The sequence below is a fragment of the Rhizobium sp. BK112 genome, assembly GCF_014193215.1.
In the GTDB taxonomy this organism is placed as follows: Bacteria; Pseudomonadota; Alphaproteobacteria; order Rhizobiales; family Rhizobiaceae; genus Rhizobium; species Rhizobium anhuiense.
The window spans coordinates 1-26,818 of the sequence record NZ_JACHYZ010000028.1; the positions used below are offsets into that span (position 1 = coordinate 1).

Sequence of the window (26,818 nt, forward strand, 5' to 3'; positions counted from 1 at the left end):
GGGCTGTCATTGCTGGTCTTTGCGCGCAACAGGGCCGGCAAGCCGACCGGCAGCAAGCTGACAGCCGACGAACAGGCGAAGCTGAGCGAGCTTCTGAAGAAATAACCGACCGGGCTGAGCCGGCAGACGAGCATATCTGGCCGCGTCCGCGCTGCCCGGGAAGCTGGCGGCACGTTTGGCCAAAAGCAAACATTACAAACATTACCAACTTTTCATTGGCTGGACAGTTCGCAGTAAGGTGCGGCGTCCTATATCTTCATTCATCGACTGATCCGGCGTCGCCGGTCTGAAGATTTAAGAACAAGAGAAGGTGCTCCAATGCTCAAGAATTTCAACGGACGTCCGTCCCTCGCCACTGTGCTCAAGGCTTCTACCGTCGCCGGTATCGCAGCCGCTGTGCTCGCAACCGGCGTTCCGCTCGAAATCACCCGGTCTTATGCCGAAGCTGTCAAGGTTCAGGCGCCTGCCGTTCCGAGCTTTGCCAATGTGGTCGACGCCGTCTCGCCGGCTGTCGTTTCCGTCCGGGTCGAAAACCGCGTCAATCCCGTCTCCGACAACAATGACGGCTTCTCCTTCGATTTCAACGGCCGCGGCTTCGACGACCTTCCCGACGATCACCCGCTGAAGCGGTTCTTCAAGCAGTTCGGCCAGGATCCGAATGACCAGCAGGGTCATCCCAGGCGCTTCGGCCAGAACGGCCCGAATGGCGGCCCGACCGGTCCGGGCGGCAAGGGTCGTCTGCGCCCCGTCGCCCAGGGCTCCGGCTTCTTCATCTCCGAAGACGGCTATATCGTCACCAACAACCACGTCGTGTCCGATGGCCAGGCCTTCGTCGCCGTGATGAATGACGGCACCGAGCTCGATGCCAAGCTGATCGGCAAGGATCCGCGCACCGACCTCGCCGTCCTGAAGGTCGACGGCAAGGGCAAGAAGTTCACCTACGTCAACTGGGCCGACGACAACAATGTCCGCGTCGGCGACTGGGTCGTTGCCGTCGGCAACCCCTTTGGTCTCGGCGGCACGGTCACAGCAGGCATCGTCTCGGCCCGTGGCCGCGATATCGGCTCCGGCCCTTATGACGATTACCTGCAGGTGGATGCTGCCGTGAACCGTGGCAACTCCGGCGGTCCGACCTTCAACCTCAGCGGCGAAGTCGTCGGCATCAATACCGCGATCTTCTCGCCGTCGGGCGGCAGCGTCGGCATCGCCTTCGCCATTCCCGCCTCGACCGCCAAGGATGTCGTTGCCGATCTGATGAAGGACGGCCAGGTGTCGCGCGGCTGGCTGGGCGTGCAGATCCAGCCGGTGACCAAGGATATCGCCGAGTCCATCGGCCTGTCCGAGCCGAGCGGCGCCCTTGTCGTGGCCCCGCAGGCCGGATCGCCGGGTGACAAGGCCGGCATGAAGGCGGGCGACGTTGTCACTGCGCTGAATGGCGAAACGATCAAGGATGCACGTGATCTCAGCCGCCGCATCGGTGCGATGCAGCCGGGCAGCAAGGTCGAGCTTTCGGTCTGGCGTGCCGGCAAGGCCCAGTCTCTCACCGTCGAGCTCGGCACGCTGCCGATCGATCAGAAGGATGCGTCGGCCGATGACAACAACCAGCCGCAGCAGCCTGAGGCACCGGCTTCCGAGAAGGCGCTTGCCGATCTCGGCCTGACGGTCGGTCCTTCCGACGACGGCAAGGGCCTGGCGATCACCGGCATCGACCCGGATTCCGACGCTGCCGACAAGGGCATCAAGGAAGGCGAGAAGATCACTTCGGTCAACAACCAGGAGGTCTCCAGCCCCGAAGATATCGTCAAGGTGCTGAACCAGGCCAAGAAGGACGGCCGCACCCGTGCGCTGTTCCAGATCCAGTCCGGTGAAGGAAGCCGTTTCGTTGCGCTTCCGATCAACGGCCAGGGCTGATCCTTAAGAAAACGAGAGCCGTGCGGACGAAAGTCCGCGCGGCTCGATTCTTCTGAGCTTTGAAGGATGATCGCCATGAGCGCCGCCCCGCAGGAAAATGCTTTGAGCCTTGCCGAAACGCAGCCGGTGGGTAATGTCGGCCGCATGAAGATTCTCATCATCGAAGATGATCTCGAAGCCGCGGTCTACCTCACGAAAGCCTTTCGTGAGGCGGGCATCGTCGCCGATCACGCCAGCGACGGCGAGAGCGGCCTGTTCATGGGGTCGGAAAATACCTACGACGTCATCGTCATCGACCGCATGTTGCCGCGCCGCGACGGGCTCTCCGTCATCAGCGAGCTGCGCCGCAAGGCCATCCATACGCCTGTCCTCATCCTCTCTGCACTCGGTCAGGTCGATGATCGCGTCACCGGTCTTCGCGCCGGCGGCGACGACTACCTGCCGAAGCCCTATGCCTTCAGCGAACTTTTGGCGCGCGTCGAAGTGCTCGGCCGCCGCAAGGGCACGCCGGATCAGGACGTCGTCTATCGCGTCGGTGATCTCGAACTCGACCGGCTCTCCCATGAGGTGCGCCGCAGCGGCAAGGAGATCCTGCTGCAGCCGCGCGAATTTCGCCTGCTCGAATATCTGATGAAGAATGCCGGCCAGGTGGTGACCCGCACCATGCTGCTCGAAAATGTCTGGGACTACCATTTCGACCCACAGACCAACGTCATCGACGTGCATGTCTCGCGTCTGCGCTCGAAGATCGAGAAGGACTACAACCAGCCCCTCCTGAAGACCATCCGGGGCGCGGGGTACATGATCAAGGATGAGGGATGAGCCGTTTCAGGGTTCTCTTCAAGTCCACCGCAGTCCGCCTTTCGGCACTCTATATCCTGCTTTTCGCCATCTGCGCCGCGACGCTCGTCTTCTATGTGACGGCGATGTCGGAACGGCTGCTGACCGGCCAGATCCGCGACGCCGTCCGACAGGAGGTGGAGCAGGTGCAGCGCGCCTATGACACCGGCGGCATGAACCTTCTCCTGCGCACCATGGAGCGGCGCGCCCGCCAGCCGGGCGCCAATCTCTACATCATCGCCGGTCCCTCGGGCGATATTCTCGCCGGCAACGTCGCGTCGGTGCAGCCGGGTGTCTTCGAGGAAATCGGCTGGACCTCCGCGCCCTTCATTTATCAGCGCTATACCGACAGCGGTATCGAGCGGCGCCACAAGGCGATCGCCAATATCTTCGTGCTCGACAACGGTCTCAGAATCCTGATCGGCCGCGACCTCGGCGATCCCGAGCGTTTCCGTCTGCTGGTGCGCCAGGCGCTGATGGTGGCTTTGGCGATCATGGGGCTCGGCGCCATCATCATCTGGTTCGCCATCGGCCGCAACGCGCTGAAACGCATCGACCGCATGTCGGATGCCAGCAAAAAGATCATGGCCGGCGACCTGTCGCAGCGCCTGCCCGTCGGCGGCTCGGGCGATGAATTCGACCGTTTGTCGATGTCTTTGAACACCATGCTGGAGCGTATCGAGAAGCTGAACGAGGGTCTGCGGCAGGTGTCCGACAACATCGCCCACGATCTCAAGACGCCGCTGACGCGGCTGCGCAACAAGGCGGCCGATGCGCTCGATATCAGCGATGGCGAGACGCGGCGCGCAGCACTGGAAGGGATTATTTCCGAATCGGATCAGCTGATCCGCACCTTCAACGCCCTGTTGATGATCTCTCGCGTCGAGGCCGGATCGGTCGCCGCCGAGATGTCGCCGGTGGAGCTTTCGGCGATCGTCTCCGATAGCGCCGAGCTTTACGAACCAGCGGCGGAAGAAGCCGGGCTTGACCTCAGCTCCAGCATCGAACCGGATGTCGAGGTGCAGGGCAATCGCGAGCTGATCGGCCAGGCGATCTTCAATCTGCTCGACAATGCGATCAAATATTCCTCCGATACCGAAGGCGCGGGCAAAGTATCGCTGAAGCTTTCCCGCCGCCCTGATGGTATCTGCCTGTCGGTCGCCGACCACGGACCGGGCGTTCCGGCCGACCGGCGCGACGATGTGGTGAAGCGCTTCGTCCGCCTCGACGAAAGCCGGTCGAAACCCGGGACAGGCCTCGGGCTTTCGCTGGTGGAAGCGGTGATGGAGCTGCACAACGGCCGGCTGGAACTCTCCGATACCGATCCCGACAAACCCGAACAGCGCGGATTGACCGTCAGCATGATCTTCCCGGCCAAGGCTGCCTGATCTCTTCCGCCGAAATACGATCGGTTGAATCGCGTATTGGCGGTTTTCGGCCAAGACCCTAGTTTAATCTCGATCGAAGGCGCGGACTGCGATTCTGCGTCGTCGTTTCCTGAGGTGCCAAAGCAGGGAGAGCGCATGCTGACGAAATCGACGCATGGCCTGAAGGATGTCGCCGAAGGGCTGCTGCGTCCGCTGAACCAGACGGAATTGAAGTTGGCGCTGGCCGACCTTCAAGAGGCCGGCAAAAGCGAGCCGTCGGTGGCGACGATGCTGAAGACGGAAGGGCCGCTTCGCGATTTCATTGCGGCGGTGCTGACGCTGTCGCCCTACCTGCGCGAAATCGCCAATCTCGACCCCGCCATCCTCGCCGGCGCCGTCACCGAGCCGCTGGAGCCGCAGATCGAGGCGCTGGTCGCCGAGGCCAGGGGGTGCTGGCGACCGGACGGCGAGGGGGCGGCACCCGCCGAATCCGTGGTGATGAGCAGGCTACGCATCATCAAGCGCAAGGTGGCCTTCCTAGTCGCGCTCGCCGATCTCTCGCGCATCTTCGACGGCCGGGCGACGACGGCCTGGCTGAGCGAGCTTGCCGAGGCTTCGGTCGCTGCTGCCATCGACCATCTGCTGCTTGCTGCGCATGAGGGCGGGAAGCTGCGGCTGCGGGATCCGGCGGCACCGAGCAACGGCTCAGGGCTGATCGTGCTCGGCATGGGCAAACTCGGCGCATCCGAACTCAACTATTCCTCCGATATCGACCTCGTCGTCTTCTTCGACGAAGAAGCAGGCATGGTACCCGACCCGGATGACGCGATCGAGGTCTTCCCGAGAATGATGCGCCGGCTGGTGCGCATCCTGCAGGAGCGCACGGCCGACGGCTACGTCTTCCGCACCGATCTCAGACTGCGCCCCGATCCCGGCTCGACGCCGCTGGCGATCCCGGTCGATGCGGCGATGATCTATTACGAGGGCAGGGGCCAGAACTGGGAGCGGGCAGCCTTCATCAAGGCGCGCGCGGTTGCCGGCGACTTGGCGGCGGGCGGCGATTTCCTGCGCGGGCTCGCCCCTTTCGTCTTCCGCAAATATCTCGATTACGCGGCGATCGCCGATATCCATTCGATCAAGCGGCAAATCCACGCGCATAAGGGCCACGGCGCGATCGCGGTCAAGGGCCACAATGTCAAGCTCGGCCGCGGCGGCATTCGCGAAATCGAATTCTTCGTCCAGACCCAGCAGCTGATCGCCGGCGGCCGCATGCCGGCCTTGCGCGGCCGGGCGACGGAAGAAACGCTCTGTGAACTCACCAAGGCGAAATGGATCGACGCGGAAACCCGTGACGAACTGACGGAGGCCTACTGGTTCCTGCGCGATGTCGAGCACCGCATCCAGATGGTGCGCGACGAGCAGACCCATCTGTTGCCGGAGACGGATGCCGACCTGAAGCGCATCGCCTTCATGATGGGATTCACCGACACGCCGAGCTTCTCCGAGCGGCTGGTCGGCGTGCTGAAAACGGTCGAGCGGCGTTATGCCCACCTGTTCGAGCAGGAGAGCAGGCTTTCCACCGATACCGGCAACCTGGTCTTCACCGGCCAGGGCGACGACCCCGATACGCTGGAGACGCTGAAGAAACTCGGTTTCACCAGGCCGTCCGACATTTCCCGCATCATCCGCACCTGGCATTATGGCCGCTACCGCGCGACGCAATCGGTGGAAGCGCGCGAAAGGCTGACGGAATTGGCACCGGAGCTCTTGCGGGTCTTCGGCGAAAGCAAGCGCGCCGACGAGGCGCTGCTGCGCTTCGACAGCTTCATCTCGGGCCTTCCCTCCGGCATCCAGCTTTTCTCGCTGCTCGGCAGCAATCCGGCGCTCTTGTCGCTGATCGTCAACATCATGTCCTCGGCCCCCCGGCTTGCCGAGGTGATCGCCGCCAAGCCGCATGTCTTCGACGGTATGCTCGACCCCGGCCTGATGGCCGAACTGCCGACCCGCGATTATCTCGGCGAACGGCTGAAGGGCTCGCTCGCCCAGGCGCGCCACTATGAGGAGGTACTCGACCGGCTGCGCATTTTTGCCGCCGAGCAGCGTTTCCTGATCGGCATCCGCCTGCTGACCGGCGCGATCAACGGTGCGATGGCCGCACGCGCCTTCACCCATCTGGCCGATCTCATCATCGTGGCGGCACTCGATGCCGTGGTGAGCGAAATGCGGGCCGCCCATGGCGACTATCCCGGCGGCCGCATCGCGATCGCCGGCATGGGCAAACTCGGCAGTTTCGAGCTGACGGCCGGTTCCGACATCGACCTGATCCTGCTCTATGATTACGACGATGCGGCCTCTGAATCCGATGGACCGAAGCCGCTCGACGCGACGCGTTATTTCACCCGCATCACCCAGAGGCTGATCGCCGCCTTCTCGGCGCCCACCGCAGAAGGTGTGCTCTATGAGGTGGACATGCGGCTGCGCCCGTCCGGCAACAAGGGGCCGGTCGCCACCCGCATCAATGCTTTCGGCAAGTACCAGCGCGAGGAGGCATGGACCTGGGAGCATATGGCGCTCAGCCGCGCCCGACTGATCTGCGGCAATGAAAGCCTGATCGCCGAAGCCGAGCATATCGTCCAGGAGGTGTTGTCGGCCGATCGCGACGTTGCCAAGGTGGCGCATGACGTCGCCGAGATGCGCGAAATGGTCGACAAGGAAAAGCCGCCATCCGGCCCGTGGGATCTGAAGCTCATCTCCGGCGGCGTCATCGATCTCGAATTCATCGCCCAATATCTGGCGCTGATTGCGCCGACCAGAGGCGTCGGCATTGCCGTGAACGGGATGAGTACCGGCGAGGCCCTGAAGGTGCTTGGCGACCGGCTGATGGCGACAGCCGATCTCGACACATGCCTTGAGGCCTTCGCGCTTTATACCGGCCTCTCGCAACTGATCCGCCTGTCCATTGACGGTCCGTTCGATCCGAAGGAGGCGCCGTCGGGTCTCGTCGAACTCGTCTGCCGCGCCGGCGACTGCCCTGACATCAAGACCCTGGAAGCCGAGGTAAAGCGGCTTTCGAAAGCGGTTCGGAAAATATTCCAGAATGTCGTGAAGCCCGGTAATTCAGGCGCATGATTTCACATCAGCTGGAATGACCGCGAGGATTATCTCGAACATGGGCTGTCGGAATCTCGTTTAGCCGGTCGTCTTCAAGGCAGGCACGCTCGGGAGAACACCAATGACGATTACCATTACCGCCTTTGAACACTCGCCCGATCGCGGCAAGGGGCTGGCGCGTGACATGCGCGTTCGCTGGGCACTCGAGGAAGTGGGGCTGCCTTACGACGTTCGCCTTGTTTCGTTCAAGGCGATGAGAGAACCCGCGCATCTCAGACTTCAACCGTTCGGACAGATTCCGACCTATGAGGAAGGCGATCTCGCGCTGTTCGAGTCCGGAGCAATCGTCTTCCATATCGCCGAGCGTCATGCGGGCCTGCTGCCGGAGGATGCGAATGCCCGGGCGCGCGCGATCGCATGGATGTTTGCCGCGCTCAACACCATAGAGCCGCCGATCTTCGACCGCGCTCTCGCCAGAATCCTGGAGCGCGACGAGCCTTGGTATGAGCAGCGCCTGCATGCCCTCGAGGTCAGCATCCGGAAACGGCTGGACGATCTTTCCCGTCGCCTTGGCGATGCCGACTGGCTGGACGGCGCCTTCAGCGCCGGTGATCTTCTGATGGTGACGGTGCTGCTCAGGCTGAAGGGATCGGATATATTGGACGATCATCCGAACCTCTCCGCCTATGTCGCCCGCGGCGAAGCGCGGCCCGCATACAACAGTGCTTTCGCCGCTCAGTTGGCGGTTTTCACCGCCGCATCGGCCGGCTGACAACGGTCGGATTTTGACGTGGCCTTTAAATATCGTCGGGGATGCGCAGCGAGATCACGGTGCCCACAGCTTCGCGTGAGCGGATTTTCATGCGGCCGCCATGCAGCGAGGTCAGCGAGCGGGAGATGGCGAGCCCGAGGCCGGAGCCGCCCTTGCTCTTGGCATACTGGCTTTGCACCTGTTCGAAGGGCTGGCCGATTTTTGCCAGCGCCGAGCGGGGAATGCCGATGCCGGTGTCGGCGATGGTGACGAGGACTGCGCCGTCGACGCGGCGGGTGCGCACCGCGACGCGGCCGCCATTGTCGGTGAACTTCACCGCATTGGAGAGCAGGTTGAGCAGCACCTGTTTCATTGCCCGGCGGTCGGCCATCAGCGTCAGGCCGGAGCAGATGCGTTGTTCGATGACGATGTTCTTTTCGGCCGCGGGCATGGCGGTGAAGCGCAGGCTTTCCTCGATCAGCGGCACGAGGTCGATGCGCTCGCGGTGCAGCCGGAGGTGGCCGGCCTCGATCTTCGACATGTCGAGAATGTCGTTGATGACGTTGAGCAGATGTTTGCCGCTGTCATGGATATCGCGGGCATATTCGTCGTATTTCAGCGAGCCGAGCGGCCCGAACATCTGGTTCTGCAGGATTTCCGAGAAGCCGAGGATGGCGTTGAGCGGCGTGCGCAGCTCATGCGACATATTGGCGAGGAATTCCGATTTCGCCTGGTTGGCAGCCTCGGCGCGTTCCTTCTCCGCCTGATAGTTGGCGTTGGCCGTCGAAAGCTCGGATTTCTGGATCTCCAGCGTCTGGCGCGAGGCCGAGAGATCGCCGATCGTCGCCATCAGCCGGCGTTCGGATTCGCGCAGCCGCTCCTGATGGCGCTTCATCAGCGTGATGTCGGTTCCGACCGAGACCCTGCCGCCATCGCGGGTGCGCCGCTCGTTGATTTGCAGCCAGCGCTCGTCGGCAAGCTGCACTTCCGTTGTGCGCGAATAGCCCGAACCGTCGGCATCGGCGATCCGCCGCTCGATGACGGGACGGGCGGCGGCGGCATTGACCACCGAGCGCTCGGTGCCGGGCACCAGCACACTGTCCGGCAGGCCATAGGCCTGCTGGAAATGCGTGTTGCACATGACGAGGCGATCGTTCTTGTCCCAGAGCACGAAGGCTTCCGAGGTGCATTCGATGGCGTCGGCCAGGCGCTGGTCGGCTTCCGCGTAGCGCTGGGCGAGCCGATGCTGTTCGGTCACGTCCATGGCGATGCCGATCAGGTGCATGCGGCCGGAATTGCTGCGGATCACCTGGGCGCGGGCGCGCATCCAGACATAATGGCCGCCGGCGTGGCGCATGCGGAAGATCTGATCGACCTGGCCGGAATCACCCTTGGCGATGGCGCGGGCGATCTCGTAGAGCCCGCCGTCATCGGGATGCATCAGCCGCGCGGCTTCGCCGAAGCCCATCGTCTTGTCGGAACCCGGCAGGCCGAGCATGTCGTACATCGAACGCGACCAGAAGAATTCGCGATTCTCGAAATCGAAATCCCAGAGGCCGCAGCGACCGCGCGACAGCGCCGTCTCGACGCGCAGGTTCGATTCCAGGAAGATGTCGTCGGCATCGCGGGCGCGCTTCACCTGGGTGTAATAGGCGTAGAGGATGACCAGCAGGATCGAGGAGATGCCGGCAAACAGCGTGACGTTAAGCGCCAGTTGCTCGCGCCAGAGCCGGCCGATCTCGTCGAGCGAGGTGGCGGCGACGATATAGCCGCCGGCATTGCCCATCAGCGTGATCTCGGCATAGTGCGGCACGCCGCCGATCGTCGTTTCGATGACGCCGGCGCGATCGCCGAAACGCCGGATCGCCGAGACCTCGGGGAAGAAATCGCCGACATTGCTGCCCACATGCGAAAGCCCGGCGGTGGTCGAGGCAAAAACCTTGCCGCTTGCCTGGACGAGCAGCACGAAGGTGCCGTTGTCCAGCCGGTCCTGCGGCAGGAATTTGGCAAGCCGGGCCTGCGCTTGGCCGACGTCGCCGCTATCGAAGATGTCGGCTGCATCGGCAAACACGGCAGAGGCGGTTGCCGCCGAAAGGGCCGTGGCATGGCGGGCCGAGGACTCCAACCGTCCATATTCGCTCATCATGCCGAAGAAATGCGAGGCGGCGACGACGGAGAGGAAAGCGACGATCAGCGCCGGAATGGCCCGCTTCAGCACGAGCTCGGCTTTCGGCAGATGCCGAAGCAGCGGTTCCGATGTCGCGCGGCCTGAAAGGCTGTCTCGCCAGGCTTTCAGCCCGTCAAAATCGACACGCAGCCGTCCTTCGGCCACGGTTGCCCGTCGCACGTCCATCATCTCTTCGCCTTGTCCCTCGTGTGATTCGCGCGCCGCTCGCTCGAACCTGACTTAGAGAATCATGGGTGATTCGCCTTGTCCAGAGGCAAAGGTAAAAATCCGTTAACTATTTATAATTTTGTGCTTTTCAGGCGATTCGAACCGATCGGCGACCGGCCGCCGAGTTTTCGTCGGCGGCCGGTCGAATCAAAACTACCCTTTAAGCGTGCGCTCGACTATATCGCGCACGTCGGTCGAAAGATCGGCCGACTGCTCGATCTCGGTCAGCGCCGAGCGGGCGTGATCGGCCCGCACCGGTTCCAGCGAGCGCCAGGAGCGCATCGAAGTGAGAATGCGGGCGGCAAGCTGCGGGTTGCGCTCGTCGATATCGAGAATCTGGCCGGCGAGGAAGCGATAGCCTTCGCCGTCGGCGCGGCCGAAACCGGTCGGATTGGTAAAGGCGAAGGTGCCGACCAGCGAACGCACCCGGTTCGGATTGGTCCGCTTGAACAGCGGGTCGTCCATCAGGCCGAGGACCCGCTCCAGGGTTTTTGCGCCGGGAATGCCGGCCTGGATCGCGAACCATTTGTCGATGACCAGCGCATTGTCCGCGAAGCGGTCGCGGAAAGTTGCCAGCGCCTCGCTGGTCTCCGCGCTGTCAGGGAAACGATGGGCGAGGATCGTCAGCGCATGGCTGAGATCGGTCATGTTGTTGGTCGCATCGAAGGCGGCCTTGGCGCGGGCCGGAGTCTGTTCGGCATGCGAGAGGTAGGTGAGGGCGGTATTGCGCAGCGCCCGCAGGCCGGCACTTTTCGCATCCGGGCTGAAATCGCCTGACGTCGTCATCGCCGCGTAAAGGCCGGCAAAGACGTCCTTTCCGGCATCGGCGATCTGGTTCAGGATCGCCTGCCGGCCGGCATGGATGGCATCGGGATCGTTGTTGCCGCCGAGTTCGCGGGCGATATCGGATTCGCTCGGCAGAGCCAGCGCCTGGGCGCGGAAGGCAGGTTCGAGGCTCTCGTCGGCCGCTGCCGCAATCAGCGCCTCGACGAAAGTCGCCTCGCAGACGACTGGCTTGCCCTCGCGGGCGTCGCGCGCTGCTTTCAGGAGGTTCGGCAGCGCCAGATCGGTCAGCGCCTGCCAGCGAGCGAAATGATCGGTCTCATGGCGGGCGAGATGGGCGAGGTCGGCCGGGCTCTGATCGAAATGGAGGTTGATCGGCGCCGAGAAGCTGCGGTTGATCGAAACGACCGGCCGCGAGCCAACGCCGTGGAACACCGCCGTCTGGGTGCGGCCGGTGAGATGCAGCACCTCGCCGGCATATTCCGCACCGTCGACCGCGGTCGGTTCGATCTTGCCGCCGTTTTCGCCAAACAGCGCCAGGCTGAGCGGAATATGCATCGGCTCCTTGCTCGGCTGGCCGGGCGTTGCCGGGATCATCTGTTCGAGCGACAGGGAGAAGCTGCCGGCTGCCGCATCATAGCTGCCCGATGCGGTGACGAGCGGCGTGCCGGCCTGATGGTACCAGAGCGAGAATTGCGTGAGATCGCGCCCGCTCGCATCCTCGAAGCATTTGACGAAATCCTCGATCGTCACCGCCTGGCCGTCATGGCGGTCGAAGTAGAGATCCATTCCCTTCTTGAAGCCGTCCTTGCCGAGCAAAGTCGCGATCATGCGCGTGACTTCGCTGCCCTTTTCATAGACGGTCGTCGTGTAGAAGTTGTTGATCTCGCGATATTTCGTCGGCCGCACCGGATGAGCGAGCGGGCCGCTATCTTCCGGGAACTGCTCCGATTTCAGATGGCGCACTTCGGCAATGCGCTTGACCGGGCGCGAGCGCTGGTCGGACGAGAATTCGTGGTCGCGATAGACCGTCAGCCCTTCCTTGAGGCACAGCTGGAACCAGTCGCGGCAGGTGATGCGGTTGCCGGTCCAGTTGTGGAAATATTCATGTGCGATGATCGCCTCGATATTGGCATAGTCGGCATCGGTCGCGGTCTCGGGATCGGCGAGCACGTATTTGGCGTTGAAGACGTTGAGGCCCTTGTTCTCCATTGCCCCCATGTTGAAGTCGGAGACGGCGACGATCATGAAGATGTCTAGGTCGTATTCACGTCCGAACCGCTCTTCATCCCACTTCATCGAGCGTTTCAGCGCGTCCATGGCATAGGCCGCGCGCGGCTCCTTGCCGTGCTCGACATAGATCTTCAGCACCACCTCGCGGCCGGACATGGTGGTGAACGTGTCTTCGACGACGCCGAGATCGCCGGCGACGAGGGCGAAGAGATAGCTCGGCTTCGGATGCGGGTCGAACCAGGCGGCGAAATGTTTGCCGGGGCCGTAGCCGGCGCCGCCGAGGAAGTTGCCGTTCGACAGCAGCAGCGGGTTGGCGTCCTTGTCGGCGATGATGTTGACGGTGAACGGCGCCAGCACGTCGGGCCGGTCGGGGAAATAGGTGATGCGGCGGAAACCCTCCGCCTCGCATTGCGTGCAGTAGATGCCGCCGGTGCGGTAAAGGCCCATCAGCTGGGTATTGGCTTCAGGGTTGATGATCGTGGTGATCGTCAGTTCGAAGGGCGCGCTCTCCGGCAGGTCGCGCACCGTCAGGCTTTCCGGTGTTGCGTCGTAGCGCGAAGGCTCCAGCTCCACCTGGTCGAACAGCAGTCCCGACAGAGCCAGCTCATCGCCGTCGAGGACGATCGGCGCTTTGAGATCGGCGCCGGGGCGACGATGAAAGATCAGCCGCGCCTCGACCTTTGTCTCCGTCGGGTCGAGCTCGAAAGTGAGGTCCACGCGTTCCAGCACGAAGTCGGTGGGACGGTAATCTGCCAGATGAATGACCTGGCCGGTATCTGTTCGCATGGTGTTTCCTGAAGACCGTTATTAGACAACCGCGGAATACAGAGGCGGGCGCACTCTGCCATAAATTTTGCCGGGCATGATTACATTAAAGTCTGAACTAAAGTTAAAGCAAATTGCCCGCGAACACGAAGTTCGCGGGCAAAATACCTTGTTGGGGCTGATGAACGTGGTCGCCAGGGGGAATGGCTCTACTTAAGATTGAGCGCAGCCTTGATTGTCGCGTCGTTTTCGGTCTGCTGCACGACGACGCCGTACCAGCCGAGCCCGTCATAATCCTCATAGCCGAGCGTACGCGCGAAGGCGACGATCGAACCGTTATTGTCGTAGTAGCTGCCTTTTGCCTGGCCGGACGGGTTGGCGAGCGCGAAATGGGAAAACAGCAAGGCAGGATTGGTGGTGGCGATGACCCGGCTCTTGCCGTCGAGCAGCATGACCGTCGTTCTTTCCGCCAGCTGCGGCGGCAGGTTCGCCTCTTTCTCGACGATCGCCTGGCCCTGGTTCTGCCAGTCGAAATAGACGCCGAGCGTGCCGATCAGCCGTCCGTCGAGCTTGCCTTCTTCGCGGATGCCTGTGGCATAGACGAGCGCATGCCTGTTGTCGTGCAGCGGGCTCGCTTTGACCTCGTCGACAATGTAGGCGTCGCCGGAAGCGCAGCCCGATGCGGCGCGGAACCACGGATCGCCGGCCAGGCTCGTGCCGGCGATCTTGCGCTGGAACTTGGGATTGGCCGATGCGATCACCTTGCCCGAGAGATCGGTCATGACGAGATCGAGATAGACGGTGTAGAAGCGGTTGATGGCGCCGAGACGCTCCGCCGCAAAGGCGACGATTTCCCGGTCCGGGTTGTGCAGCGCCTGCCAGAGCGCCGGGTCCGTCGCCCACCATCGCACATCGGCCGTGCGCTCGAAGAGATTGCGGACAATGAGCTGCACCAGCGTCTGCGCCAGATCGGTGAGGCGAACGCCTTCCATCTCCTCGACCAGCGAATCCGCCATGGCGCGGCTGAGGCCGATGCGGCCGAGCACGTTGTTCTCGAACCGGCCGGTAATGTCGGTTGCGATCTGCGCCAGCCGCTGCACCTCGTTGGCAACGACGGCAAAGCCCTTTCCGGTCTCGCCGGCGCGTGCCGCCTCGATCAACGCATTGATCGCCAGCAGCTTGATCTGCTTGACGATATGCGTGTTGTCGGCGCTGAAGCGCTCGAGGTCGGTGCTGATGCCGTCGGTGACGACGCGCATCGAGCGCGGAGTCGCATTCTGCGACTGGGCAATGGTTTCGGCGCTAAGCGGCTTCATCAAAATGATCCTGGCAGGAACGGGCAATTGTTTGTGGCGAAGAAAATTTCGGGATAAGCCACAAACGATGCTTGCCTATGGTTTTCAATTGGTTAACGCCGAGCGGTCAGCGGTGAACATTTTAGGGTGAAACGGCTCAAGACAGAAAGATTTAAGGGCGGTGGCGCGGTTGAGGCACGGTTGCGCCTGTGGCCGAACGCGATTTTATGATTCTCATGCGTGGCTTGCGGTTTTTTCGCCCATCGGGATTTTCTTTCGCTACGATGGCAGATGTCATCCATTGCGTTCCCGAGTCGAACGCGTCTCCCCATTCCGCTTAAGTCGATATAAGAGCCAGGATCATGCACTCGGTTCTCAGAAACCCGATGAGAGGCATTGCGCTGAAAGTCTCGTCGGTCGTGGTCTTCCTGGCCATGCAGACCTTCATCAAGCTGGCCGGCTCAGACATCCCGCCGGGTCAGGTCACCTTCTGCAGGTCCTTCTTCGCGCTCTTTCCGATCATGGCCTACCTCGCCTATATTGGACAGTTGCGCGCCGCCTTCTACACGTCCAATCCGATCGGTCACCTCAAGCGCGGCACGATCGGCATCATGTCGATGGCTTTCGGTTTCTATGGCCTGCTGCATCTGCCGCTGCCGGAGGCGATTGCGCTCGGCTACGCCCTGCCGCTCGTCGCCGTCGTCTTCGCTGCGGTTTTTCTCGGCGAGACCGTGCGTATCTATCGCTGGAGTGCCGTCCTGGTCGGCATCGTCGGCGTCGCCATCATCTCCTGGCCGAAACTCACACTGTTTCGCAACGGCGGCATGGAAGCGGAACAGGCCGTCGGCGCGCTCTGCGTGCTGCTCTCGGCCGTTCTCGGCGGCATGGCGATGATCCAGGTGCGCCGCCTCGTCGAGGAGGAGAAGACGGCGACGATCGTGCTCTATTTCTCGATCACCGCATCGGTCTTCTCGCTGGCTTCTCTTCCCTTCGGCTGGCTCATCCTGCCGTGGCCTTCGGCGCTCTACCTGATCGCTGCCGGTTTTTGCGGCGGTGTCGCGCAGATCCTGCTGACGGAAAGTTACCGCCATGCCGACGTCTCCACCATCGCGCCGTTCGAATATACCTCGATCCTGCTCGGCGGCATCGTCGCCTATTTCGTCTTCGGCGATGTGCCGAGCGTGACCATGCTGATCGGCACCGCGATCGTCGTCGCCGCCGGCATCTTCATCATCTATCGCGAGCATCAGCTCGGCATCGAACAGAGAGAGGCGCGCAAGGCCTCGACGCCGCAAGCCTGACACCCGCAAGCACATGATATCGAAGGTTTTAACGCGGGGATTGTCCACGCTTGATGCTTGCTCTCAAAGCATGAAAAGAATGGTGAATTCTTGGGATACCACCGGCCTGCGGAATGTGATTGTTGAAGATGAGAGAGTATCATTTATTCCAAGCTGTGCATGTTTGAATGGCCGCTGATGCCGGAGGAGCTCTCGGTGTCGTTGCTCCGAACGCTGGCCTGCGAGCGGAGGTGGAGAAAAGCATAATGACATTCACAGCGGCGCAATTGGCGGGGAACCCTTCCTTTCTGATGAGCATCCGCTTTTTGGCTGGGCAGATGCGCGGCATGTTCGATGCCGGTCCGCGGTTGGCGCGACTGCTCGCCTCGCATCAGCGCTGGCTTCTGACCCAGACGGCCTATGCCCTCAACCTGGAATATGATCCGCGCGACCCGACCTCGGGTTTCACCGCCGTCCGGCTGACAGGACGCATCACCGGGCACAAGGTGGCGAGCCGTAACACCGTGCTCGCCTTCATCGAAGAGCTCTTTACCTACCGCTTCATTGTCCACACGCCCGGCGACGAGCGGCGGCGGCCACGTCATTTCGAGCCGGCCGATGTCAGCCATCAGGCGATGTTTGCCTGGATTCTCGGCAATCTCGCTGCGCTCGATCTGCTCGACGGCGGTCAAAGGGCAGTCTTTTTCCAGGCAAACCCATCCTTGATGCGGCTCGTTCAGCCGCGCATCGCCCGCCATTGCCTGGAAGATGCCGCCTGGCGCGAGCCGCCGGAGCAGGTGGCACTGTTCCTCTGGACGGAAGCCGGCGGCCTCGTCGTCGACAACTTCATCGCCCGGATGGATATAGAAAGCCGCGAGCCGGACAGGTTTTCCGTCGGCCGCGTCGAAACCCGGGCGCTCGCTGCCGATTTCATGATGTCGCGCACCCATCTGCAGCGTGTGCTGGCAAAGGCGGCGCAGCGCGGTTGCGTCGGTTGGTATGACGAGCCGCGCAAGACGCACCTTTGGATATCGCGGGATTTCGTCGAGGAATATTGCGCCTGGCAGTCGGTCAAGTTCGCCTATGTCGACGAAGCTTTCGAATGGGCGAAAGCCCAGATCGAGGATATGGCCGGCTGATCAGAGAACGATCGCCGCAGCGCCTGCGCCAATACGCTCGCCGCCATCAGCCGGCTTGACGGAAAGCTCCCGCTCATATTCCCGCGCGGCGCAGACGGCGACGCGGATATGCTCGAAGGTTTCGATGTTGCGCAAAAGCGATATCAGGATCGTCGACATTGGCGTTACTCTTGATACGAAAGGGCGGCAATTCGAGGTGCGACAGCATCCTTTGCGCGTCCGAAGACGCGCAGCGGCTGTCGGCGGCTGCCGCTCAATATTGCTGGAAGTCCGAGAAAATCGCGTCGGGGCGCGCCGTGCGGCTGTTGATGCCGGTGCCGCGGGCAATCATCTGTTCGTTCGTGGCAAAGCCGTAACGGCTGTAGCCCTGAGTGGAGCGAACATGGTCGCCGGCGAGGCGAAGGGTTTCAAACCCGCAATGGATAGGACGAAAACGCTTGTTCATGGCCTTGGTTCCTGTGATTCCTCCCAAGACACATCTTCATATTGCGATGCAGCATTGATTTCGCAATGCGTCACGGCGGGATGCAGCCATGCGAAAGGTGCATGGCTTGATTCATAAAATATTCAACATTGACTAATTTCTAAGCAAAGAGAGGGACTTAAGCTTTACTTGAAAGGCCAGCAGGTCGTTCCAGGCCAGCCGCTTGTTGACAGGTGCGGTTAATAGATCCTGCGGATGCAGGCTGGCTATGGCAGGAATGACACAGTCCGCAACCGCAATCTCCTTCCAACGGCCGCGCAGGCCGTGAATCGTGTCGTTTTCGCCGAAGAAGAAACGCGCCGAAAAATTGCCGAGCAGTAGGATCGCCTTGGGTTCGGCAAGCGCGATCTGCCGTTCGATGAACGGGCGGCATATGTCCATTTCCGCCGCCGACGGCGCACGATTGCCAGGTGGCCGCCAGGGGATGACCTGCGTCAGCAGAACGGTCGAGCGCGTCAGCCCGATCGCCGCCAGCATCTTGTCGAACAGCTGGCCGGATTTTCCCGAGAAGGGCACACCTTCACGATCGTCTTCGGCGCTCGGCGCCGAGCCGATCACCATGATCCCGCTTTCGACATCGCCGCTGGCAAAAATCGTCGAGCGGGCGCTGTGCTTGAGATTGCAGCCGTTGAAGGCTTCGATCGCGGTCTTGAGCTCTGCGAGCGATCGCGCAGTTTCGGCGACGAAACGCGCCTGCTGCACCGCCTCGCCATCCGGAATGGCAGGCTGCGGGCCGGACGCTGCGCGTTCGGCAGGCGCCGAGCGCGCCGCTGCATTCGGACGCGGCGGTGTCTGGCGTTCGCCGGCGGGCGGCTGTTGCTGCTGCGCCTGTGTCGCCGCCGGGCGGCGGGCGGCCTTCATCGCCTCGAACTCGGCGAAGCGGTCGATCGCCTCTTCTTCCAGCAGCCATTCCACGCCGGCATCCGCATGGAAATGCAGAAGTGCCGCAAGCTCGGCGGGGGAAAGGTCGTTGGCGGAGATCATGCGACAGGTTTAGCGGAGAGACAGTGGCATTGAAAGGGCAGGCGACGGATTGCAGGCCCTTGTCAGTGCTATTGCACAGTCCATTGCCCGATGTCGTCGCGTTCGCCGATCAGCGCCAGGCCATGGGCGATCGACAACAGCTCGCCGCCGCTTTCGATCCGGTCGCGCTCGAAGCGTTCGGTGAAGATGCGGCGCACCGCCGGTACGAAGGAGGTACCGCCGGTCAGGAACACCTTGTCGATCTCCGAGGGCTTCGTCTCGGTCTTCTCGAGCACGTCGTCGAGTGCACCTTCGATGCGGGCGAGATCCTCGGCGATCCAGCCCTCGAAGTCGCTGCGCTTGATGCTGCGACGCCCGCCGCGACCGAGCGGTGCGAAATCGAAAGGCGCCTCTTCCGAGGCCGAGAGCGCCATCTTCGTCGCCGACACCGCCTGATAGAGCGGATAGCCCTCGTCATGGTCGATGAGGTCGATGAAGATTTCGAGCTTTTCCGGTTCCAGGCTGGTGCGCACCAGCTTCTTCAGATCCTCGAATTCGCGCGTGGTCTTGAAGATCGACAGCTGGTTCCAGCGGCCGAAGCTGGAATAGTAGTTGGACGGCACTTCGAGAATCTTGTCGAAGCTCTTGAAATGGCTGCCCTTGCCGATCAGCGGCGCGACGATGTTGTCGATCATCCTGTAGTCGAAATGGTCGCCGGCGACGCCGACGCCGGAATGGCCGATCGGCGTTGCCGTCAGCTTGCCGGCAACGGTCTCGAAGCGGATCAGCGAATAGTCGGTCGTGCCCCCGCCGAAATCGGCGACCAGCACGGTGGCGTCCTGCTTCAGGTTCTGCGCGAAGTAGAAGGCGGCGGCGACCGGCTCGTAGACATAGTGGATTTCTGGGAAGCCGAAGCGCGACAGCGCCTCGTTGTAGCGCTCGGTTGCCAGGGCCGGATCGGGGCTGGCGCCGGCAAAATGCACCGGACGGCCGGTGACGATGCGGCTGACTTGAGAAGGCCAGTTGTCGCCGGCATAGTTGCGCAGGCGCCTGATAAAGATCTCCATCAGATCTTCGAAATTATGCCGCTTGGCGAAGATCAGCGTGCCCTGGAACAGGGCGCTCGCCGCAAAGGTCTTGATCGATTGCAGGAAGCGGCATTCGCCGGGATTGTCGATGAACTGCCGGATCGCCGCATGGCCCGCCTCCACCTTCAGCGCTGATGCGCCGAGCTGTGCATCCTTCATGAAGGAAAGCGCCGTGCGCATGCTGTCGGCCGTGCCTTCCGTGCTCGTGAACGCCATCGAGCGCGTCGCCCCGCCATCCGCCAGGGCGAGAACCGTATTCGTCGTGCCGAAGTCGAAACCCAGCGCCTGAGCCATGCCCGCACCTCTTCATGTCGATTGTTATTGGAGACGGAGCTTTACTCCGCAAGGGCGAACGAACGCCCGGATCAAGGAGGGCGGGTGATGCCACAGAGGCGTGACACATTCAAGAGGAGTGGAAGTTGATGTGATCGCGGCGCACTTCCTCTCCCGGTTGGAAGAAGAAGTGCGCCGCAAGGGCTGATCGGCAACGCCGAACTCAGAGGGCCGTCATCACTCGGCAGCCATCGCCCTTACCTCCTGCACCTTCGGCTCCTCGACCTTCTTCTGGCCCATCAGCCGGCCGAGGTAGTTTCCGAAGCGGTCCATCTCGACGAAGATGACGGGGGTGATGAACAGGGTCAGCATCTGCGAGACAACAAGGCCGCCGACGACGGCGATGCCGAGAGGCTGGCGCAGCTCCGAGCTTGCGCCGGTGCCGAGCGCGATCGGCAGGGCGCCGAGCAGGGCGCAGAAGGTCGTCATCATGATCGGTCGGAAGCGTCGCACGCAGGCCTCGTGGATCGCCGCTGTCGCCTTTTCTCCGGTCGTGCGCATGGTCTCCACCGCCACGTCGATCATCATGATCGCGTTCTTCTTGACGATGCCGATCAGCATCAACAGGCCGATAAGGGCGATGATCGACAGGTCGAAGCCCATGATCTTCAGAGCCAGCAGCGCACCGAAGGCGGCGGCCGGCAGGCCGGAGAGGATGGTGAGCGGATGGATGAAGCTTTCATAGAGCACGCCGAGCACGACATAGATTGTCAGAATGGCCGCCAGGATCAGATAGGGCGTATTGCCCTGCGACTGCTCGAAGATCTCAGCCGTGCCGCCATAGGAGGTGAAGACGTCGGCCGGCGTGGCGATGTCCTTCTTGATCTGATCGATCGCCGCCGTCGCATCGCTGAGCGAGACGCCTTCCGGCAGGTTGAAGGAAACGGTGGTCGAGACCAACTGGCCCGTCTGGTTGATGGTGACCGGGCCGGTGGTGCGCTGGACATGCGCGAAGTTCGAAAGCGGCACCAAGCTGCCATTGGACGAGGCGACACGGATCTCCGAGAGCTTCTGGTCGTCCCAGGGTTTGCTGGTGTCGTATTCGACGATCACGTCGTAGCTGTCGCCGGTCGACTGGATTTCCGCCGCTGAATAGCCGCTGAAGGATTCCTGCAGCGTCGTGCGCAGCGTGTCGTTGTCGATACCGTAGGCTGCTGCCCGCTCGGTATCGATGACGATATTGGCCTGCAGCGCGTTGTTCTGGGCGTCCGACGTCACGTCGGTGAACAGCCGGTCCTTGCGCATCGCCGCCTGGATCTTGCCGGCCCAGAGGTTGGTCTGATCGGCACTCAGCGCCTGCACCACCAGCTGATACTGGCTGGCGGTCTGGCGGCCGCCAAAGCGCAGGCTCTGGTTCGGCGTCACGAAGGCCTGCAGGCCAGGGATCTTGTTGATCGCCGTGCGCAGTTCGCGCAGCGTCTGGTCAAGCGGCGGGCGCTCTTTCTTGTCCTTGAGTTCGACGAACATCGAGCCGTTGTTCTGCGGTTTGTTCGGGTTGCCGCCGATCGTCGACATCACGTGGTTGACCGCCGGGTTGGCCTTGACGGCCGCTGCCGCCTGCTGCTGCAGCGCCTCCATTGCGGAATAGGAAATATCCTGGCGGGCCTGCGTGCTGATCGTCAGGCGGCCGATATCTTCCTGCGGGAAAAAGCTCGTCGGCAGCGTCATGAAGAAATAGACCGTCAGCGCCACCGAGCCGAGGAAAATCCCGAGGATCGTCAGGCGATGTCGAAGGCACCAGCCGACCGCCCGGTCATAGCCGTTGAGCGTCCGCTCGAAGCCGGCATCGAAGATGCGGATGAGCAGCGGCGGGCGGCTGTGATTGTTGGACAGGCGCGAACCGAGCATGGGTGTCACGGTCAGCGAGACGATGGCCGACGAGATGATGGCGATGGCGACCACCATGCCGAATTCGTTGAACACGCGGCCGACGACGCCGCCCATCAGCAGGATCGGGATGAAGACGGCGATGAGCGAAACCGACATGGAAATGATGGTGTAGCTGACTTCGCCCGCCCCCTTGATCGCCGCTTCCCGCACCGGCATGCCTTCCTCGACATGGCGCAGAATGTTCTCGAGCATGACGATCGCGTCGTCCACCACCAGCCCCACCGCGAGCGTCAGCCCCAGGAGCGAAATGTTGTCGATGCTGTAGCCGAGCACATACATCATGCCGAAGGTCGAGATCAGCGACAACGGAACGGCAAGTCCCGGAATGATCGTTGCCGTGGCGTGGCCGGTGAAGAGGTAGATGACGAGAACGACGAGACCGATCGTCAGGAGCAGCGTGAACTTCACGTCGGCAATGGCGGCGCGAATGGGTTTTGCCGCGTCGTTCATGACCACGGTGTTGACCGAAGGCGGAATTTCGGCGTGAAGCTGCGGCAGCTTGGCGTTGATCGCATCGACCACATCGACCGTGTTGGCATCCGGCTGACGCTGGATGGCGAGGATGATGCCGCGCTGGCCATCATACCAGCTGCCGGTATACTGGTTCTCGACGCTGTCCTGCACATCGGCGATGTCGCCAAGGTGGATCGGCGCGCCGTTCGGATTGGCAATGACCAGCGAGCGGAACTGTTCGGCGTTAATGCGCTGCGTATTCGCCGTGATCGTCATGCTCTGCGAATTGTTCTGCAGCGTTCCCACGGGCTGCTGGCTGTTGGCGGCAGCAAGCGCCTTGTTGACGGTGTCGATGCCGATGCCGCGGGTCAAAAGCTTGTTGGGGTCGACCTCGACGCGCACGGCGTAGGTCTGGGCGCCATAGACGCTGACCTGGGCAACGCCGGGAAGTGTGGAAAGCGATGGCGAGATGATGTCCTCGGCGATCTCGTCGAGCTTGCTGCGCGGCATGGTGTTGCTCTGCACCGAGAGCAACATGACCGGCGCATCGGCCGGGTTCGTCTTGCGATAGCTCGGCGGCGTCGTCAGGTTGTCGGGCAGTTGCCGGGTCGCATGCGAGATTGCCGCCTGCACGTCGGCTGCGGCCGCGTCGATATCGCGGTTGAGGTCGAACTGCAGCACGATGCTGGTGCTGCCGAGCGAACTGGAGGCGCTGATTTCGCTGATCCCGGGAATGGTCTCGAACTGCTTGATCAGCGGCGTCGCAACCGAGGTCGCCATCGTCTGGGGCGAGGCGCCGCTCAACTGCGCCGAAACGTTGATCGTGGGAAAGTCGACCTGCGGCAGGGCCGCGACCGGCACGAGTTGGTAACCGGCAAGGCCGGCCAGAATGACGCCGATGGCAAGCAGCGTCGTCGCGACAGGGCGCTGGATACAGAAATTGGGGATCATTGCTGAGCTCCGACCGTGATCGTCTCGGACTGCTGCTGCCGAGGCTCTTCGGCGGAGGCGACATCAAGCGTCTTTTCGTCGAACTGCTCGTTGATCGCCTGCTGGTCGCTCAACTGGCCCTGGCCCTCGACGACGACATGGTCGCCAGCCTGAAGGCCGGATTCTATGGCGGTGAAGCCGCCATTTGCGCGGGCGATGGTGACGGGAGTCAGATGCGATTTGCCGTCCTTGGCGACGAAGGCGAAGAAACCCTCGGGACCGGGGCTGACGGCAACCGTCGGCACCACCACCTGCTGTTCGTCGTTGTTGAAATGCACCACGATGTTGACCGACTGGCCGGGCCAGAGAGCGCCGGAAGCATTCTCGAATTTCGCCTTGGCGAGGATCGTGCCCGATGCCGTGTCGACGGTGTTGTCGTAGAAGCTGATCTCGCCCTTCCTGACCTGGCCCTTGGCGGAACTGGGCGCGGTGCTGACCTCGACCGGACCGGCTGCCAGAGCTTTCTTCAGCTCACGCAGATAGCGCTCCTGCAGGTGGAATTTCACATAGATCGGATCGTATTTCGCGATGGTGACGATTGCCGAGCCGGCATTGAGGAAGGCGCCCTTGCTGATGGCGATATCGCCGAGCCGGCCGTCGAAGGGAGCGCGGATGTCGGTGTTCTCGAGGATGATCTGATCGGAGGCAAGCGAGGCCTTGTCGGCATCGACGGTGGCCGCGGCGGTGTCGCGGGCGGCGACCGCCTGGTCGAGGCTCTGCTGGGTGCCGGCCTTCTGGTTGAAGAGATCCTGCGCGCGCGTCAATGCGGTCTCGGATTCCGACAGGGTTGCCCTGTCGCGCACGATCATCGCATTGTCCTTGTCGACAGCCGCCTTGGCCGTCCGGTCGTCCAGCTTGGCGATCAGGTCGCCGGCTTTGACGGTTGCCCCATCCTGCGCATGGATGCTGACGATCAAGCCCTGTTCCTGTGCGGCGATGGTCGTATTGTCATCGGCATCGGCCCAGCCGGAAGCGGTCACATCCGTCGGCAGCGTCGTTTTCACCGCTGCGACTGTTTTGACGACGGTCGGGCCACCACCGCCGCGTCTGCGCCCACCGCCCTGATGTTGCCCACCGTTCTGCGCTTGATCGGTTTGCGCCTGATCGGCCTGCTGCCCGCCGCCATTGCCGGCTGCCGGCTGCTTGATGAACTGCGAGAGGTAGGGGATGCGGGAGGCATAAGGGATCAGATTCCCGAATTGCCAGACGCCGACGGCGGCAACTGCGATAACGCTGACGGTGATCCAAAATTTCTTCATGGGCGAGACCGGTCTTTGGGCAAGGTTGCGGGGGCAAGGTTGCGAATTTTATGCTCTGATTGAGCCGCTTATATTGCGGCGCAAAAAAGACATAATTCCCGGAGCGCGATCACTAAGTGGTTATAACGGCTTAAATTTTTGTAATGAATATTCCGTAATATTCAAACTATACTAATATAGATCCAGTGTAACCCGATGGCCGATGCGCAGGCGGTTTGCCCGGCGATAATGTCGATCTGCATGCCGTCCATCGCGCGGGAAGAACACGGGGAAAAAACCAGAGAAGGCAGGTCGTCATGACTGAGTTGGATGCCAGCGAGTTTCGCTCCCTCATCACAAGCGTATTTCCTGAACTCACGGCCTCCGTCTTCAAGCTGGCGGCGAAGGGCTGGGATTCGATGGCGGTCGACGTCGATGACACGCTGATCTTCAAGTTTCCCCGCAATCTCGGCGCGGAGAGAGCGCTTCAGAAGGAAGCCGCCTTGCTCGACATCGTTCGTCCGTCGCTGTCGATGGCGGTTCCAGACATGCGCATTCATGACGGGCCGCCGATCTTCTCCAGCCATGCCAAGCTAGACGGCGAGCATCTCATTGCCGAAGATTACGACGCGCTTCGCGAAGGCGATCGTCAGCACCTCGCAGAAGATCTCGCCCGTTTTTACGCCGAGTTGCACGTGCTCGATGCCGATCGGCTGCGCTCGGCCGGTGCCGGCCCCATTCAGCCATGGCAATCGCCGGAGGCGGTGCGAACGAGGGCCTTGCCGCTGCTGCCGCCGGACATCAAGAGCTTTGCCCAGGCCATCATTTCCGATTTCGAAGCCTTGCCGCCCGATCCTTTTGGCAGCATCTACGGCTTCTTCGACGGCCATGGCTGGAACATGGCCTTCGACCATAGGCAAAAGCGGCTGAACGGCATTTATGATTTTGCCGATTCAGGCTTTGGCCCGTTGCACCAGGAATTCATCTATTCGAACTTCATCTCGCCCGATCTGACCGCCCGCATCGTATCGGCATATGAAATGCTGACCGGACGCAGGCTCGACCGGCGGCGCATTGCGATCCTGACGGGTTTCCATCGTCTTTCCGAACTCGCCGAACTGGCGGACGATCCGGCGAACGTCGAACAGATGATCCGAAGTGTGGCGACATGGGCGGCGGCCGCCCGCGTCGGCTGAGAGGCGATGGTCAGACGGACCGTGCCGCGCCGCCGTCGCAGCGGATGAGCGAGCCGGTGATGTAGCTTGCCGGCTGGCTGCACAGGAAGGCAGCCGTTGCGGCAAATTCCTCCACCTTGCCGTAGCGGCCGACCGGAATGCGCGCTTCCTTGTCGGCGCGGATTTCCTCGAGGCTCTTGCCCGTTCGCTTAGCCGCAGCCCCATCGAGATCGTCTAGCCGTGCCGTCAGGATGCTACCCGGCAGGAGCAGGTTGGTGGTGATGCCGAAGCCTGCGACTTCGGAGGCAAGCGTCTTGCTCCAGCCGGCAAGGGCGGGGCGCAGCGTATTCGACAGCGCCAGATTGGCGATCGGTTCGATCACGCCGGATGAGGCAACCGTCAGGATGCGGCCCCAGCCCTGCGCCTTCATGCCGGGCAGCAGCGCGTTGGTGAGCGTGATCACGCGGGCGACCATGGAGAAGAAATAGGTCTCGAGCTTTTCGCTCGTCATCTCCTCCGTCGTGCCCGGCGTCGGTCCGCCGGTATTGTTGACGAGGATATCGAGCCCGCCGAACTTTTCCTTCACCGCCGTCGTCGCCATCTCGACGAAGCGTTCGTCGCCGAGATCGGCCCAGATCCAGTCGGCCCGGCCTTTGCCTTCGCTGTTGATCGCCTTGCAATTGGCTTCCAGCTGTTCGCCGCTGCGCCCGCAGAGCAGCACGTTCGCGCCTTCCCGCGCCAGCGCCACGGCGATGCCGAGGCCGAGGCCGCGCGAGGAGGCGAGGACAAGCGCCCGTTTGCCTGTGATGCCGAGATCCATGATATCCTCCGATATTTTTCCCGCGATGTATAAGGCGCAGGCGGCGGAAAAGGAAAGGGAATGTCGCCGGGTTGGTGGCGTTTGATAATTGACGTTGACGTAAACGTTATATAATTCTGACTGGTGAGGCATATCATTGTGCGAATTGGAAGATTGGCTGTCGTATCCCGGCTCGACAATGCTTTCTCGTTTTGACAAGAAAGTGCCATGACGGGGATGACGGCCGCGTGCGGCCAAGCGGAGACGAGTGAATGACCGAGACGACTGATCTGCCCGAACGCGAGAGCATGGAATTCGACGTTGTGATCGTCGGCGCCGGTCCGGCCGGTCTTGCGGCGGCGATCCGGCTGAAGCAGGTCAATCCGGAGCTTTCGGTCGTCGTGCTGGAGAAGGGCTCTGAGGTCGGGGCGCATATCCTCTCGGGCGCCGTCGTCGATCCGATCGGCATCGACCGGCTGCTGCCCGGCTGGCGTGAGGAGGAGGGGCACCCGTTCAAGACCGAGGTCAGCGCCGA

At 62.2% G+C, this 26,818-nt stretch carries 19 protein-coding genes and 1 pseudogene; 10 read left to right on the forward strand and 10 right to left on the reverse strand.

Translation table 11 applies throughout. The features are described 5' to 3' along the window. From FHT75_RS34955 to FHT75_RS34980, 6 genes and pseudogenes are all read left to right on the forward strand, one after another. Positions 1 to 105 (forward strand): annotated as a pseudogene (locus FHT75_RS34955) (cytochrome c-type biogenesis protein CcmH); the annotation flags it as partial. A gap of 213 nt (positions 106 to 318) precedes the next feature. Then, positions 319 to 1,911, forward strand: coding sequence for a Do family serine endopeptidase (locus FHT75_RS34960; protein WP_063474877.1), 1,593 nt, complete (start codon positions 319 to 321; stop codon positions 1,909 to 1,911). 66 nt (positions 1,912 to 1,977) lie between these two features. After that, a complete protein-coding gene (locus FHT75_RS34965; RefSeq protein WP_373289194.1) occupies positions 1,978 to 2,733 on the forward strand; it encodes a response regulator transcription factor in 756 nt (251 codons plus the stop codon). Further along, positions 2,730 to 4,139 carry a sensor histidine kinase gene (locus FHT75_RS34970; protein ID WP_025570251.1) on the forward strand — a complete coding sequence of 470 codons (1,410 nt, stop codon included), beginning with the start codon at positions 2,730 to 2,732 and terminating at the stop codon, positions 4,137 to 4,139. The genes FHT75_RS34965 and FHT75_RS34970 overlap by 4 nt, the downstream gene beginning before the upstream one ends. A gap of 135 nt (positions 4,140 to 4,274) precedes the next feature. After that, complete coding sequence (locus FHT75_RS34975; protein WP_063474876.1) at positions 4,275 to 7,247, forward strand: bifunctional [glutamine synthetase] adenylyltransferase/[glutamine synthetase]-adenylyl-L-tyrosine phosphorylase; 2,973 nt, start codon at positions 4,275 to 4,277, stop codon at positions 7,245 to 7,247. 103 nt (positions 7,248 to 7,350) lie between these two features. After that, positions 7,351 to 8,001, forward strand: a complete 651-nt coding sequence (locus tag FHT75_RS34980; RefSeq protein WP_063474875.1) for a glutathione S-transferase family protein — start codon at positions 7,351 to 7,353, stop codon at positions 7,999 to 8,001. Between the two features lie 25 nt (positions 8,002 to 8,026). Here FHT75_RS34980 and FHT75_RS34985 read toward each other — a convergent pair whose 3' ends face one another. The 3 genes from FHT75_RS34985 to FHT75_RS36330 all read right to left on the reverse strand — a co-directional run bounded on the left by FHT75_RS34985 (position 8,027) and on the right by FHT75_RS36330 (position 14,472). Continuing rightward, positions 8,027 to 10,336: a PAS domain-containing sensor histidine kinase gene (locus tag FHT75_RS34985; protein ID WP_063474874.1), complete on the reverse strand. Its 2,310-nt coding sequence runs from the start codon at positions 10,334 to 10,336 to the stop codon at positions 8,027 to 8,029. A 192-nt stretch (positions 10,337 to 10,528) separates the two neighbouring features. Further along, complete coding sequence (gene pepN, locus FHT75_RS34990) at positions 10,529 to 13,177, reverse strand: aminopeptidase N (protein WP_063474873.1); 2,649 nt, start codon at positions 13,175 to 13,177, stop codon at positions 10,529 to 10,531. 188 nt (positions 13,178 to 13,365) lie between these two features. Next, the gene (locus tag FHT75_RS36330) at positions 13,366 to 14,472 is read right to left on the reverse strand and encodes a methyl-accepting chemotaxis protein (protein WP_063474872.1); all 1,107 of its coding nucleotides are present in this window, start codon (positions 14,470 to 14,472) and stop codon (positions 13,366 to 13,368) included. A 341-nt stretch (positions 14,473 to 14,813) separates the two neighbouring features. Here FHT75_RS36330 and FHT75_RS35000 point away from each other — a divergent pair, with 341 nt between their 5' ends. Both FHT75_RS35000 and FHT75_RS35005 read left to right on the forward strand, forming a co-directional pair. Further along, positions 14,814 to 15,752 (forward strand): DMT family transporter, encoded by a 939-nt coding sequence (locus tag FHT75_RS35000; RefSeq protein WP_063474871.1) that lies wholly within the window; start codon positions 14,814 to 14,816, stop codon positions 15,750 to 15,752. 245 nt (positions 15,753 to 15,997) lie between these two features. Continuing rightward, on the forward strand, positions 15,998 to 16,870 hold the full coding sequence (locus FHT75_RS35005) for a hypothetical protein (RefSeq protein ID WP_048338623.1): 873 nt from the start codon (positions 15,998 to 16,000) through the stop codon (positions 16,868 to 16,870). Here the strand turns inward: FHT75_RS35005 and FHT75_RS35010 are convergent, their stop codons facing one another. From FHT75_RS35010 to FHT75_RS35035, 6 genes are all read right to left on the reverse strand, one after another. Beyond that, positions 16,871 to 17,029 carry a hypothetical protein gene (locus FHT75_RS35010; RefSeq protein WP_164736006.1) on the reverse strand — a complete coding sequence of 53 codons (159 nt, stop codon included), beginning with the start codon at positions 17,027 to 17,029 and terminating at the stop codon, positions 16,871 to 16,873. It abuts the gene before it with no gap. A gap of 94 nt (positions 17,030 to 17,123) precedes the next feature. Continuing rightward, a complete protein-coding gene (locus FHT75_RS35015) occupies positions 17,124 to 17,315 on the reverse strand; it encodes a hypothetical protein (RefSeq protein ID WP_047616129.1) in 192 nt (63 codons plus the stop codon). A gap of 132 nt (positions 17,316 to 17,447) precedes the next feature. Continuing rightward, positions 17,448 to 18,338, reverse strand: a complete 891-nt coding sequence (locus tag FHT75_RS35020; RefSeq protein WP_183845781.1) for a uracil-DNA glycosylase family protein — start codon at positions 18,336 to 18,338, stop codon at positions 17,448 to 17,450. A gap of 68 nt (positions 18,339 to 18,406) precedes the next feature. Continuing rightward, positions 18,407 to 19,699: an Hsp70 family protein gene (locus tag FHT75_RS35025; protein WP_047616135.1), complete on the reverse strand. Its 1,293-nt coding sequence runs from the start codon at positions 19,697 to 19,699 to the stop codon at positions 18,407 to 18,409. Positions 19,700 to 19,915: 216 nt separating this feature from the next. Continuing rightward, a complete protein-coding gene (locus FHT75_RS35030; RefSeq protein ID WP_047616136.1) occupies positions 19,916 to 23,032 on the reverse strand; it encodes an efflux RND transporter permease subunit in 3,117 nt (1,038 codons plus the stop codon). After that, complete coding sequence (locus FHT75_RS35035; RefSeq protein WP_063474869.1) at positions 23,029 to 24,330, reverse strand: efflux RND transporter periplasmic adaptor subunit; 1,302 nt, start codon at positions 24,328 to 24,330, stop codon at positions 23,029 to 23,031. The genes FHT75_RS35030 and FHT75_RS35035 overlap by 4 nt, the downstream gene beginning before the upstream one ends. 296 nt (positions 24,331 to 24,626) lie before the next feature. On the opposite strand from FHT75_RS35035, the gene FHT75_RS35040 reads away from it, so the two are divergent. Beyond that, a complete protein-coding gene (locus tag FHT75_RS35040; protein WP_063474868.1) occupies positions 24,627 to 25,505 on the forward strand; it encodes a phosphotransferase family protein in 879 nt (292 codons plus the stop codon). A 10-nt stretch (positions 25,506 to 25,515) separates the two neighbouring features. On the opposite strand, the gene FHT75_RS35045 is transcribed toward FHT75_RS35040, so the two are convergent. After that, positions 25,516 to 26,304, reverse strand: a complete 789-nt coding sequence (locus tag FHT75_RS35045) for an SDR family oxidoreductase (protein ID WP_063474867.1) — start codon at positions 26,302 to 26,304, stop codon at positions 25,516 to 25,518. A 251-nt stretch (positions 26,305 to 26,555) separates the two neighbouring features. On the opposite strand from FHT75_RS35045, the gene FHT75_RS35050 reads away from it, so the two are divergent. After that, the coding region (locus FHT75_RS35050) for an NAD(P)-binding protein (protein WP_183845782.1) at positions 26,556 to 26,818 on the forward strand (263 nt) is incomplete at its 3' end.